This is a genomic window from Propionimicrobium sp. BV2F7 (assembly GCF_000510445.1).
Classification (GTDB): domain Bacteria; phylum Actinomycetota; class Actinomycetes; order Propionibacteriales; family Propionibacteriaceae; genus Propionimicrobium; species Propionimicrobium lymphophilum.
This window is the reverse complement of record NZ_AZIS01000004.1, coordinates 199,548-212,236: the sequence shown is the minus strand read 5'-3', so window position 1 is coordinate 212,236 and position 12,689 is coordinate 199,548. Positions and strand designations below refer to the sequence as shown.

At 54.7% G+C, this 12,689-nt stretch carries 9 protein-coding genes; 4 read left to right on the top strand and 5 right to left on the bottom strand.

Translation table 11 applies throughout. The annotated features are described in order from the left end of the window. Positions 1-38: 38 nt before the first annotated feature. A complete protein-coding gene (treY, locus tag HMPREF1255_RS05345; RefSeq protein ID WP_024111263.1) occupies positions 39-2,678 on the bottom strand; it encodes a malto-oligosyltrehalose synthase in 2,640 nt (879 codons plus the stop codon). Between the two features lie 285 nt (positions 2,679-2,963). Here treY and HMPREF1255_RS09405 point away from each other — a divergent pair, with 285 nt between their 5' ends. Continuing rightward, on the top strand, positions 2,964-4,070 hold the full coding sequence (locus tag HMPREF1255_RS09405) for an LppP/LprE family lipoprotein (RefSeq protein ID WP_024111045.1): 1,107 nt from the start codon (positions 2,964-2,966) through the stop codon (positions 4,068-4,070). A 299-nt stretch (positions 4,071-4,369) separates the two neighbouring features. Continuing rightward, the gene (gene clpB, locus HMPREF1255_RS05335; protein ID WP_024111106.1) at positions 4,370-6,946 is read left to right on the top strand and encodes an ATP-dependent chaperone ClpB; all 2,577 of its coding nucleotides are present in this window, start codon (positions 4,370-4,372) and stop codon (positions 6,944-6,946) included. 46 nt (positions 6,947-6,992) lie between these two features. Here clpB and HMPREF1255_RS05330 read toward each other — a convergent pair whose 3' ends face one another. The 3 genes from HMPREF1255_RS05330 to HMPREF1255_RS05320 are packed head-to-tail and all read right to left on the bottom strand — an operon-like array spanning position 6,993 to position 9,808. Next, positions 6,993-8,042, bottom strand: a complete 1,050-nt coding sequence (locus HMPREF1255_RS05330) for a phosphotriesterase (RefSeq protein ID WP_016455187.1) — start codon at positions 8,040-8,042, stop codon at positions 6,993-6,995. An 8-nt stretch (positions 8,043-8,050) separates the two neighbouring features. Beyond that, positions 8,051-9,052 (bottom strand): DMT family transporter, encoded by a 1,002-nt coding sequence (locus HMPREF1255_RS05325; protein WP_016455188.1) that lies wholly within the window; start codon positions 9,050-9,052, stop codon positions 8,051-8,053. Between the two features lie 15 nt (positions 9,053-9,067). After that, the gene (locus HMPREF1255_RS05320) at positions 9,068-9,808 is read right to left on the bottom strand and encodes a glutamine amidotransferase (RefSeq protein WP_024111230.1); all 741 of its coding nucleotides are present in this window, start codon (positions 9,806-9,808) and stop codon (positions 9,068-9,070) included. A gap of 99 nt (positions 9,809-9,907) precedes the next feature. On the opposite strand from HMPREF1255_RS05320, the gene HMPREF1255_RS05315 reads away from it, so the two are divergent. Next, positions 9,908-10,915, top strand: coding sequence for a LacI family DNA-binding transcriptional regulator (locus HMPREF1255_RS05315; protein WP_024111094.1), 1,008 nt, complete (start codon positions 9,908-9,910; stop codon positions 10,913-10,915). A 21-nt stretch (positions 10,916-10,936) separates the two neighbouring features. Then, positions 10,937-11,899: a ribokinase gene (locus tag HMPREF1255_RS05310; protein WP_024111088.1), complete on the top strand. Its 963-nt coding sequence runs from the start codon at positions 10,937-10,939 to the stop codon at positions 11,897-11,899. Here HMPREF1255_RS05310 and HMPREF1255_RS05305 read toward each other — a convergent pair. Further along, positions 11,890-12,687, bottom strand: a complete 798-nt coding sequence (locus HMPREF1255_RS05305; RefSeq protein ID WP_024111176.1) for a MurR/RpiR family transcriptional regulator — start codon at positions 12,685-12,687, stop codon at positions 11,890-11,892. The genes HMPREF1255_RS05310 and HMPREF1255_RS05305 overlap by 10 nt on opposite strands. Positions 12,688-12,689 lie beyond the last annotated feature (2 nt).

Here is a 12,689-nt window from a genome sequence, read left to right as displayed (position 1 = left end):
GGGGTTCCGCCCGGCACAGCGAGCGAAACCCCACAGATTTATTCGTCGTTTTTCTTGCTGAATCGGCGCACGAGCCAGCTCAACATGTCCGGTTTCTCGACCGTTTTCTCGGCCGGTTCGGGGATCGCCGCGATGGTCTCGGTGCCGGGATTATCGTCAAGGTTTTCGAGCACAGCGCATGGGAATCTTTCCAGCAGATCACGCACCTTGGCCTCGCCACCGGGGAATTCCTTCTGGGTGAGAACGTCGATCCACTGCCCAGGCGGCAGCACGACGGTGTGGTCTGTGAACCCTTCAGATTTTTGGATGCCACGGTAGAGGCGTGCTGCGATCGTCACCACTTGCGCCTCTGCTCCGCGTGCGTAGGCGACGACGTGGCCCGTTGAACAAGCCAACGGGCGGTAGCTGGCGTTCGGCCCGACGAAAACTTCCGGGCGACGTCTACGCAGCCGCAGGATCCTGGCTGTCAAGAACATTTTCTGTTCAGCTAGCGTCCGGGGCGAGTGCTCGGTGACGTGGTCGAGCATCGCTGAAAGCTCTTCGAAGTTCGCTGGACGCCTGTTGTCCGGGTCAACCAGATAATTCTGTGTTGTCTCGCAAGTGTTGAATGTGTCGGCGACTCCCGGGCAGGTCAGCTGCAGTGCCTTGCGCGAAAGAATCGCGACGCGCGCTGCCGGGTTGGTGAGCTTGTACCAGTCGGCGAGCGTGCCCATGACGTCTTCGTTGGCGTAGATCGCGTCGATGACGTCCAGCATGGTCTGCTCGGCTTCGGTGTTTTGCTCGGTCCAGGTCGTCCACAACTGTTGCTCGCGGGACGCCTTGATCATGTACTGCTTTAGGCGCTCGATTTCGATCGGGCCGTCGTCGGTCCAGGTGCCGGCAAGGGTCTGCCAGAGGAAGTTTTCGGTCTCCGGTTCGACGCCTTCCGCGAATGGGTGCAGCTGGGTGATCAGCCCACGCCACTGCGGGGCAAATTGGCTGAGCACGCCGATGCGTTCGCGGACGTCCTCTGAACGCTTGTTGTCGTGTGTAGAGCCGGCGGACATGGCGGCCGGCCAATATGCGGCCTGGTGCGCGGCCCAAGAGTGGAAGTCATCGGGAGCGAGGCTCCAGGTGGCGGGTGAACCGCCCACCTCGTTCAGCGCGATGAGCGTTGAACTGCGGTAGTAGGCGGTGTCCTCTACGCCCTTCGCGGTGGTCGCGCCGCAGGTTTGCTGGAAGCGCACGACCAATTCGTCTCGGATGTCCTGTTGGGCGCGGGACGCGGAACCAACTTCGCGGCCGAGAACCAGGTTGACGACGACGTCGAGGGTGTCTAGCAACTGCGGGTCGAGTCTGGTGGCGGCCACCTTCGCGGCTTCCTCCACCAGCCTGATGGCCTCGTTGTCTGCCGGCTCGCCCGGCACCACGTAGGCGCGGTAGCGGGGGAAGGCGATCACCAGCTCGGTGATGCACTGCTGAATCCACGAATGCGTGTGGTCGCGAAGCATGATGTCGTCGTGGCAGATCTGGTACGCCAGGTCTGCAATCCGGTAGACCTCCGCGTGCAGCGACTCGGTCGCGATCTCGCGCTTGGATTTTTCGATGGTGACGGACAGCGGCTCCGGAACAGCCCCGATGTCTGGCAAAACAGCGGCCATCTCGTTGTGCCCGGATGGGTCGATCTGCAGCTGCGAGATCCGCCAGGACGCGTCGTATCCGGTCGTGCCCGCAGTCGGCCAATCTTGGGGGAGTTCTTCGTCGGGCTCCAGGATTTTCTCGACGGTAACCCATGCGCCGCCCGTCGCCAGGGACAGGTTGCGCAGGTAGCCGCGCGGGTCGGCCAGGCCATCGATGTGGTCGATGCGGAAGCCGTCGATTTTTCCGTCGGCGTAAAGATCGAAGAGAAGTGCGTGGGTGGCCTGGAAAACCTCTGGGTCTTCAACGCGGACGGCGAGCAGGGTGTCGACGTCGAAGAAGCGACGGAAGTTGAGTTCCTCGTTTGCCACCTTCCAGTAGGCAAGGCGGTAGTACTGCTTGGCGACGCACATCGGCAGCGGCAGCGATTCGGTTCCGGCGCGAACCGGGAACACGTGGTCGTAGTACTTCAGTACGGGGGCGGGGCCTTCATCTTCTAAGCCCGGCACCACCATTTCTTCGAGGGTGATCTTGCCTTCCGCGAGTGCAGTGCCGATCCGCTCGCCCAGGAACGGCATGAGGATGCCGTCGGAATCTTCGGTGCCGTCGAACCATTCGGCGTATTCGGAGTTCGGGCCTTCGCGAAGCACCGACCACAGCGCCTTGTTGTGGTAGATCGGCGTGGGCACGCCCATGTGGTTTGGCACGAGGTCAACGATGACGCCTATGTTTCGGTTGTGCGCGTCGTCGGCTAGGCGTTCGAAGCCTTCGCGTCCGCCGAGGCTCTCGCTGATCCGGGTTGGGTCTACGACGTCGTAGCCGTGGGTGGAGCCAGGTGCTGCCTGCAGGATCGGGCTTAGGTAGATATCTGTGACGCCCAGCCGCTCGAGGTAGTCGAGCGAGTCCCTGGCGTCGTCGAAGGTCATTTCGGGGCCCAACTGAATTCTGTATGTTGAAACCGGCGTGCGGTGACCGCTAGACGGCAGGTGGCTAGCCGCAATCGGCTGGCCCGCTGCCTCCTGCTCTGCGGAGGTGGTCACGCCTTCTTTTTCGCTGTTCATAACTCCTCCAGGCTACCCAATAGCCTGATCGGGTTGCCGCTGCGGCGAAAAATAGCGCTCAGTTTGCATGTTTTGGCTGAAGGCCTCGTGATAAAACGTGGCGGCACTGACAGGTTCGCACCGCAACTTTTGCAACAAAATCCTCTGACTTGGGGAATTGCAATAGCGCGACTCCAGCGGGTCTAAGGACGACCCTCATTTGTCACGCTCTTTTGTTTAGAAGGGTGTGCGCTCACTGCGGAAAAGGTGTCGTGTATATAAATAGGTAACAAGTAAGGGGTAAAAATGAAGAAAGTTTTTTGTGCACTGTTCACGACCTTGGCACTGTTGCTGACGGCGTGTTCCAGCGTTTTACCGTCGTCCGTGACAAATCCTGACGGCTCTCAGAAGCCCGCCGCGAAGAAGAACAATAAGAAGGCATGCGGTCTAAGTCTCGAAGAGGTCGCGAAAGATGCTTTAGAAAAGGCGCCTTATAAATCAGCGGAGACCAGTTGGACGCAGAGTCCCTGGGCCTGGCAGGAAGATGGCGTCAACACTTCCGTCTACGACCCCTGCGCTCCGCTATCTGTGATCTCCATTCCTGTCAGTGGGGCTACTGCTGATTCGCCTGAAATCCAGTTGCTCTACAGCTACGGAGAATACCTGTATCCAGCGACCAAGTGGTTGTTTGGTGGGACCCCTGCAATCCAGCGAATCAGTCCCGAAGAGGTGGAGGTTAGCTACCGCTTCATGAAGCCAGGCGACTTAGCTCCTGTCGAAAGCACCGGTTGGGCAGAGTCAAAATTCAAGTATGACGTTGACCAGGACGAAGTCGTACGTACGGGCGAATTGCCGATTAATCGAATAGAACTGGAGGATCCGGGTATCGAATCATCCGGTAAGCCTGCATACAAGGACGAGGGGAGGGCCCCTGGTGTTCCAGCCGAGGCGTACGAAGGTGCAGGTGGCCCGATTCCTGAAGGCGCAAAAGAGATTCCTATCACTGGCGTCTCTATCCAGGGAGGTGAAACCTTCAGGTCGATTCAAACCCCAGATAAGAATATTGGCTGCGAATTCCCAGCCTCAGGCGAGGGGATGGCTTATTGCGGAGTCATGTCGTATTTGAAGGAAAACAAGTATCCGGAAGAGATGGGAGGAAGTTTCTCGGACGGCTATTCAACGATTCCCGCGTGGGCTTTCAGCCTGAACAGTGATAAGGCGATATCAGCACATCCGGAAACGTCTGCGCCGGCTTTCTTTGATGACGGCAGCAAGCACACGATCATCCAACCGGGCGAGGTCATGTACACCGGCAACTATGTGTGCGCGAGTTCCGGGTCAGCGCTTACCTGCTGGAACACCTCGACCGGCCACGGCGTATACATGGCTCCTGAAGGGTATCAGGGCTGGTAGCTGGTGCTTCGAGGGCGGGCGACGATTGTCGTCCGCCCTTGTTTTGCCCTAGACGCCGTGACAAAACGTGGTCGGTGAATGGGTGATCTAAGGTAACTCGTAGTGTTTACCCTAGTCATCAGGTTTTGCTGCAATGGTCGCGGCTTCCCGTCGCTCTTCCTAGGAAGTTTTGTCACGGATTTTACAAATGACTTTGCAAAATGTCGCGCGCTCTGGAATAAACCAGCCACGAAGCAAGTTGAGTTAAGTAGACTCAACTTTGTAAAAGGTTGGGGTAATACCTAGCAAAAGAGGAAATTATGGATACCGAAAAGCTAACTTCATTAGCAACAGACGGTGTCACCACTGCGGTTCGGCTAGCGCTGAGCGCCGGCAACCCGCAGGCCGAGCCCGTCCACTTGTTGCGAGCGCTGCTGCTGACACCGAATAGCAGCTGCGAAAAACTACTTAACGCTGCAGGCATAGACGCCAAGGTGATCAGCCAGGAGGCGGAGTCTGCAATCAAGCAACTGCCGAGCACTTCAGGCTCGTCCGTGGCTCAGCCGCAGCTGTCCGGTTCGCTTGCCAGGGTGCTTGCGGACGCCGAAACGCGCGCCCAGGCTCTTGGCGACCAATACGTGGCGACCGAACACCTGCTGATCTCTCTCGTCGAGGTCGATTCACAGGCCAAAACGATCTTGACTCGAACCGGGCTTACTGCCAGCAAGCTCGAAGAGATCTTCAATTCCGAGCGCGGTGACAAGCGCGTCACCAACCCCGAGGCTGAGGGCGGCGAATCCGCGCTGGAGAAGTACTCGATAGACCTGACGATGCAGGCCCGCGAAGGCAAGCTCGACCCGGTCATCGGGCGCGACTCTGAGATTCGTCGTGTCGCCCAGGTGCTGAGCCGCCGAACCAAGAACAACCCTGTTCTAATCGGTGAGCCTGGCGTCGGTAAGACCGCCGTCGTCGAGGGGCTAGCCCAGCGCGTTGTCGCCGGGGACGTGCCCGATTCGCTGAAGGGCAGGCGAGTGGTCTCGCTGGACCTCGGCTCGATGGTCGCCGGTGCTAAATATCGTGGTGAGTTTGAGGAGCGCCTGAAGGCCGTCCTGAACGAAATCAAGGAGGCCGAGGGCCAGATCATCACCTTCATCGACGAGCTGCACACGGTTGTCGGTGCTGGTGCGTCGGAAGGCTCGATGGATGCTTCTAACATGCTCAAGCCGATGTTGGCCCGTGGTGAGCTGCGAATGATAGGCGCCACCACGCTCGACGAATACCGCGAGCACATCGAAAAGGATGCCGCGCTGGAGCGCAGGTTCCAGACAGTTTTCGTTGGTGAGCCGAGCGTCGAGGACACGGTCGCGATTTTGCGTGGCTTGCGCGAACGCTATGAGGCCCACCACAAGGTGCGCATCACCGACGGTGCTCTGGTGGCGGCTGCTCAGCTGTCCAACCGTTACATCACCAACCGTCAGCTGCCGGATAAAGCCATTGACCTGATCGACGAATCCGCCAGCCGGCTGCGCATGGAGATCGACTCTTCGCCGATCGAGATCGACCAGTTGCGTCGCGCGGTAGACCGCCTGACTATGGAACAGTTTGCCCTAAGCAAAGAGGACGACGACGCTTCCAAGCAGCGCCTTGCTGCGCTCGATCAAGAGCTGGCCGACGAGAAGGAGAAGTTGCGCACTCTCGAGGCCCAGTGGCAGGAGGAGAAGCGCAGCCTGAATAGGGTTGGCGATCTGAAGACGCAGATCGACGCCTTGCGCACTGACGCCGAGAAGTATCAGCGCGAGGGCAACCTCGAGAAGAGCTCGCAGATTTTGTACGCGGAACTGCCAGCCCTGGAACGCGAGCTTGGGCAGGCCACCGAGGCCGAGAACACTTCGATGGTTTCGGAGGAGGTACGAGCCGAGGACATTGCGGATGTTGTTAGCGCGTGGACCGGCGTTCCCGTCGGCAAGATGCTGGAGGGCGAGTCCGAGAAGCTGCTGCACATGGAGGAGCGCCTCGGCAAGCGTCTGATCGGCCAGGAAGAGGCCGTGCAGGCCGTCTCCGACGCGGTTCGTCGTAGCCGTGCGGGCATCGCCGACCCGAACAAACCGATCGGTTCGTTCCTGTTCCTTGGCCCCACGGGCGTCGGCAAGACGGAGTTGGCCAAGTCTCTGGCTGACTTTCTCTTCGACGACGAGCAGGCGATGGTCCGCATCGACATGAGCGAGTACATGGAGAAGCACTCCGTTTCTCGTCTGGTCGGCGCGCCTCCGGGCTACGTCGGCTACGAAGAAGGCGGCCAGCTGACCGAGGCAGTGCGTCGTCATCCGTACTCGGTCGTTTTGCTGGACGAGGTTGAGAAGGCCCACGCCGACGTCTTCAACATCTTGCTGCAGGTGCTCGACGACGGCCGCCTGACCGATGGCCAGGGTCGTACGGTGGATTTCCGCAACACGATTCTGATCATGACCAGTAACTTGGGTTCTCACGCTTTGGCCGATCAGAGCATGGACGAGAAGGCCAAGCACGAAGCCGTCATGAACGTCGTTCGCGCCCAGTTCAGGCCAGAGTTCTTGAACCGTCTAGACGAGATCGTCATGTTCACCCCGCTGACTCGCGAGAACCTGGCGAAGATCGTCGACATCAACCTGGCCAGGGTCAACAAGAGGCTGGCGGACCGCCGCATCTCGATCGAGATGAGTGACAACGCGAAGGCGTGGCTGGCAAACACCGGCTACGACCCGACGTACGGTGCCCGCCCGCTGCGCAGGTTGATCCAAACGAGCGTCGAAGACCAGCTGGCTCGCAAGCTGCTTGCCGGTCAGGTGCCGGACGGCTCGGTCGTCCACATGGGCGCCGCATCAGACAACAATGGTCTAGAGATCACGGACGTCGAATAGGCGTAAAATTGGGGGCTACTAACTAGTAGCCCCCAAAAAAGGTTAGTTATTTGGTTAGAACCGCGATTGGATTCTCATAAAGTAGCTTGTGAAGGTCTTCTTCTCCTACTCCCTCTGCTTTGAGAAGATCTATGAATACTGTAGGCACGAAGGCAAACCCATTTCCGCCATTCTTCGTCCACATCTGTTTAAGAAACAGATCGTGGCTAAGTAATAACTGGTCCGTGTAGCCCTCTTTAATTAAGCTGGAAACGCACTTAACTGTTTCGTTTACCGAAGGAGAGACACCTTCTTTAGGGAAGGTTATATCCAGGCCAATCATGTCAAACTCCAACCAAATGCCTTTGTCGAGCATTCTGTGCTGGTATTCGACGTCGCATCCGGATGGATCAGAGTGTGCTAACGATACTTTCTCTGGTTTGACTCCTTCTTTGAAGACGATATCCAATACCTCGTCGCCTCTACGCTGCCAGCCAGGCATGTGGATATTTAGAGCCACTGTTGGGTTATTAGTCTGAGCGACGGCTGCTGCTGTTAGAGAAGCTTTTTCACCATCGGTGAAGAATGGGGACACGCCGATCTCACCGATCATTCCCGCTTTGATCTCTGTTCCTTGAACGCCAGAATTGATGTCGTTGTCTATGCCTTCGGCAATTTTGTCGATACTTTGTGCAGTTATTCGCTTTCCTTCAAACTTTTCTAAATAGTGCCCGCTGGACATAACTACGTTTAGACCAGTTTGGTTAGCCACTTCGAGAAGTTTCTTGGGGTTACGGCCTATAGCTTCAGTCCCGGTGGCATCGACGATAGTTTTGCCTCCGAGCTCTGCATAGTGATTTACCTCGAAGACAACATCAGATGTATCTTTTTCTGACATGTTATCTGCGTTGCAGTAAGGGTCTTGTCTAAGGCCATACATGAGAGATGGCTCGACTTTTTTGCCTACCAGTTCATTGGAAAACTTGAAATAGGGCTCATCTACTACAGACGACAAGTCATTAAAGAGATGCTCATGAACAAGCGTCATACCCATCTCTTCGGCTTGGATGATTCCTGTAACAGTCTGTAGCTGTCCTGATGATAATTTCTGGTTCATCATTGATCCTAAAAATCGTTGCTTTTAATCTTTTTTGTTGGCGCCATTGCAATTCCCGCTGCAACCAGGGCAACGCATGCGCCGATTACCGTCGCCGTGTAGATGACGTGTCCTGACTGAGGGAAGAACACATCAATCAAGATGGAGCCGATGAGCTGTCCGGCTGTAGATGCAAGAGCAAGCAGTAAGAGGCCTAGCTTGCGCACTAGCAACGCCATCAAGGCGATTGAAAGTAGCCCAAGAGGCCCTCCCAAAAACATCCACCATTCAGTAGGTAGATGGAAAGTGGCCTTACCAATAGCCATCCGAACCAAAAAGGCGAGCGTAAGTACTGAAAATCCTACGATGAAGTTCCAGGTAATAGAAACAAGCATAGAATCGGCCAGGTACCCGATTTTTGAGTTGCCTGCTGGCTGCCATCCAGCAAGGAGACCGCCACAAAAAGGCAACACTGCTAGCCCTATCATGTGCGGGGCAGTGAAGTTTGGTGACACGACAAGGACCGTTGCTGCGATCGCAAGCAAGGCCCCTAGGATACGCGGAATATTTAGTGCTTGCTTAAACTCAACACCAATTCCTAAACGGTCACAAACGATTCCAGAGATAACCATTCCTGCAATCAGCGAAGTCTGAAATGTGGCAACGCCGAGCATGCCTACTGATACTCCCTCTGAAAGCACGATAACTGCACCGCAGCAACCGGCGAAGAAGTAAGGCCAGGGGAGGGTCCTGTTCTTTAGATGTCCTGGAAGCGACAATAGAGATTTACGCAGTTTTTTCTGAGATAGGACAATGATCAACATTACGACCAGTCCGCTGAAGAAGGAGATGCAAGCGGCAAGATGTCCGTCTTCTACGACGACGCCGAGCCTGCCGTTCACCGAGCTCTGAAGAGGCCCTAGCATTCCAGCTAGAACCGTTAAGAAGGTGAATATTGCTACCGTTAGACTGCCGTAACTGTTTGTTTTCTGATCTTTATTTTTTGAGTCAATGCTTGAATTTGAAGACATCGTTGTCACACTTTCTTAGCTGAGCCAGTTGATAATGTTGTTAAATAATTTCCCGTAGCCGTTCCAGGCCATGAACTCTTCCGGAGCCCAATGAGGAGAGATATCTGAAGCGAATGCGACCGAACGTCCTTCTCCAAAATCCGTTGTAATGAGTAGAGGATCGTCGTTAATAGTGGCCAAGACTTCCGAGCCATCTTTAGGTGTTAATAGCTGGTATCCCAGTAAGTCAGGCCAGTATTCGTCCAGATCTTCGGTGATTGTGTGTGCAGTTGCTGAAAGCTGTGGTTTGGCACCTTCAGGCGTCTCAACACGGTCGTCCCAGTGAAATATAGATACCGGTAGAGCTTCTTCAACAGGGGTGCCTGCGTAGTTTGCTTTTGCTTGGAAGCCTTGAAAGCTCAAGTAGCCTCCCGCCATTAGCAGGCCTCCGCCTTGCCTAACCCAGTCCCGGATAACTTTAAGCCGATTCGGTGTTTTTTTACCCTCCTCAAAAACTTGTGGGGGAAGAAGAAGGCTGTTCGCTCCAACATCAGAAAGAATCACAACATCGTATTCATTCAGTTCGTCGATAGAGAACGGGAAGTCCGTGCTGACATCGTGAGATTTTAAATGAGTAACTTCATGGCCATTGTTGCGCAACACTTCTAGAAGTTTTTCGCATCCAATGTGAACTTGAGTGTGGGGGAAAGGATCGAAACCCTTGTGGTCGGTGACGTCACTTACCCAAGATTCGCCTGCCAATAATACTTTTGACACATCGTCTCCTTTGACAATGTTGCGCAACGTTACGCAACGAATAAAGGTATGATATATGTTTGGTATTGCAAATGCAAGGTTTTTAAGGATTGGATCTCTATGGGGGCGTCACTGCGCGAGGTAGCGAGAAGGGCAGGAGTTTCCACTTCTACCGTGTCTAGGTATGTCAAGGGCGAGCTGAATGTCACGGTAGATACTTCAAGAAAAATTCAAGATGCGATGTCTGAAGTGGGTTGGAGTCCTCGTCTTAAAAAAGATCCGAGTTTAAATTCAATTGCATTATTGGTTCCATCCCTGACTAATCCTTTTTTTGCGTCTTTAGCCGATGAGATAGTTGTCGCTGCAAAATTTGAAAATAAGCAGATATCGGTTCATCTGACCGGTGGTGGTTTGGCTAGTGAAATATCTACATTAAAAGCGGTTTTAAAAAATGATTCGATTCATGGCATATTGTATGTGGGAAACAATATGCTGGATGAGGTTATCGACGTAACTAGCTTTAATAAGCCATTCGTTATGGTTGATGAAATAGTTTTAAGTTCGGAATCTCTTAATAAACTTCCTTATGTCGTTTCTGGAAATCTTAATGGTGCTTATCAGGCTACAAGTCACCTAATAGTAAACGGGCACGAAAATATTGCTTTAGTAGGAGGTCCTGTAGGCTTATCCTCGGCGGAGCAGAGAGAGCTTGGTTTCCGTAAAGCTATGAAGGCTCATGGGCTTGCGTGTTCGGAAGATCTTGTATTCAGGGGTCCTTACAGTGAAGCCTTTGGTGCATCCATCCTTCCTGCTTTGGTAAATAAGAAAATTTCTGTTTCTGCTGTTTTTGCATGTTCCGATATCATTGCGGTTGGATTAATCAGGGCAGCAAAAGAATCTAACTTGGATATTCCAAAAGATCTTTCAATTATAGGTTTCGATAATATACCGCTATGTGATTGGCTTTCGCCTAGATTGACGACTGTGAGTCAACCAGTTAGTGAAATGGCGACGGCTGCTTTACAAGCTCTAATTTCTCAATCTCATCAACGTTCTTTCGAGAATGCCGTGTTGCCTATGCGACTAGTTACTAGAGCGTCAGTTGAAAAAATAAATAATCAAAAATAGGAACTCAAAGAGGAGTGTTTTGTGGAAACTAAAGGTTCTTCTAAAAATATTGATTTGCTAAAATCTCTCGGCGCGCCCGTCGCCGTGGTTGGCTCCATTAATGCTGATCTGACGGTCGAGACCGAGCGTCTTCCTGAGCCGGGGGAGACCGTTGTTGGCGGTCCGTTGGCCATTCTGCCCGGAGGAAAATCGGCTAACCAGGCGGTGACCTGTGCGCTGCTTGGTGCCGACGTCAATTTGATCGGTGCGGTTGGGCTGGACGGCCATGGCGATCTGCTGCTCGCCTCGTTGCAGAAAGCCGGCGTCAACACGCTGGGCATTAGACGCGTAGAGCAGCCCTCGGGATCCACTCTGATCACCGTCGATAAGGCGGGGGAGAACACCATCGTTTATTCGGCGGGCGCGAACAACGCCGTAGATGCCAAAATGGTCCATTCGAAGCGCCGGTTGATTCGCGAGGCAAATGTTTTGGGGTTGTGCCTGGAAGCCCCGATCGAGGCGGTCCAAGAGGCCGCCAGAATCGCCCACAAGGCTGGAAAGACGGTCGTGTTGAATTATTCGCCGATCGTCAAGGTGCCGGATTCGCTGCTGGAACAGGTAGACGTGCTGATCGTCAACGAACACGAGCTAGCGGTGCTCAGCGGTCGCAAACTAGACGCCGAATCCAGCGAGGACTTGGAAAAGGCCATGCGCGAACTTGATTGTGATCGCGTGGTGCTGACCCTCGGGGCAAATGGCTCAAAGGTTCTGGAGGACGGCGAGATCTTCGACGTTCCGGCGGTTCGGGTCGAGACCGTAGACACCACTGGTGCCGGAGACTCCTTTATGGGCACTCTGCTTTGCACCCTCTCGGCAGGCCACAGCCTGGTTGACGGAGCCAAACTAGCTGCGGTCGTTTCTGCGCTTGCCACGAAAAAGGTGGGCGCGCAGGCCTCGTACAGGAATGCCGACGAAGTGAAGGAATTCCTGAAGGCTCAGGCCTGAGACGAGGCGGCCAGCAAGTTCATCCCGGAACGCACGCAATTGATCAGGGCGATCTGACCCAGGAATGCGCTGCCACCGAAAAGATCGGCGTCGCTCGCTGGCGCAGATACGAGAACTTCGTCGACGACATTTGCCAGCGGTGAATTGTAGGACGTGGTGAACGCGATTGCCTTCGCGCCTGCATTCTTGGCGCAGCGGATGGAGCTAACCAGGTTGTCGACGTCGTCGGTGCCTGTCATGCCGATGGCGACGTCGCTATCCATCAGACTGGAAGCCGCTGCTAGCCCGGACTCGTAGTCGTTGTAGACGACGCAAATGACCCCGGCGTCGGAGAGAACCTGCGACAGAAAAAAGCCAACCACGGCCGAATCTGCTGGAGCGTAGATCTGGACGCGCTTGGCTTTCGCTAAGATCTTGATCGCGCGTTCAAGCGACTTGGTGTCCAACATATTGAAGGTGTCGCGAATGTTCTCGAGTTGCAGCTTGGCCAACTGTCTGGCGTCTATAGATAGCGCGTCGGCCCCTTTATCTGTCAGCTCCCAGTCGTGCCCCGAACGCTTCCCGGCCTCAAGAGCGAGCAGGTAACGCATCTGAGAGTATCCGGAAAGCCCGATTCTTTGGGCGAAACGCATTACTGTTGTTTTTGATGTGAAAGCGGCATTGGCGAGCTCGGATATCGTGCTGGCGGCAGCTTTAGGTGGATTATGCAGAATCAATTCGGCGACAGAACGCTCGGAAGGGCGTAACTTAGGAAGAATGTTCGATATGCGTTCTGTTATAGGTATCATCT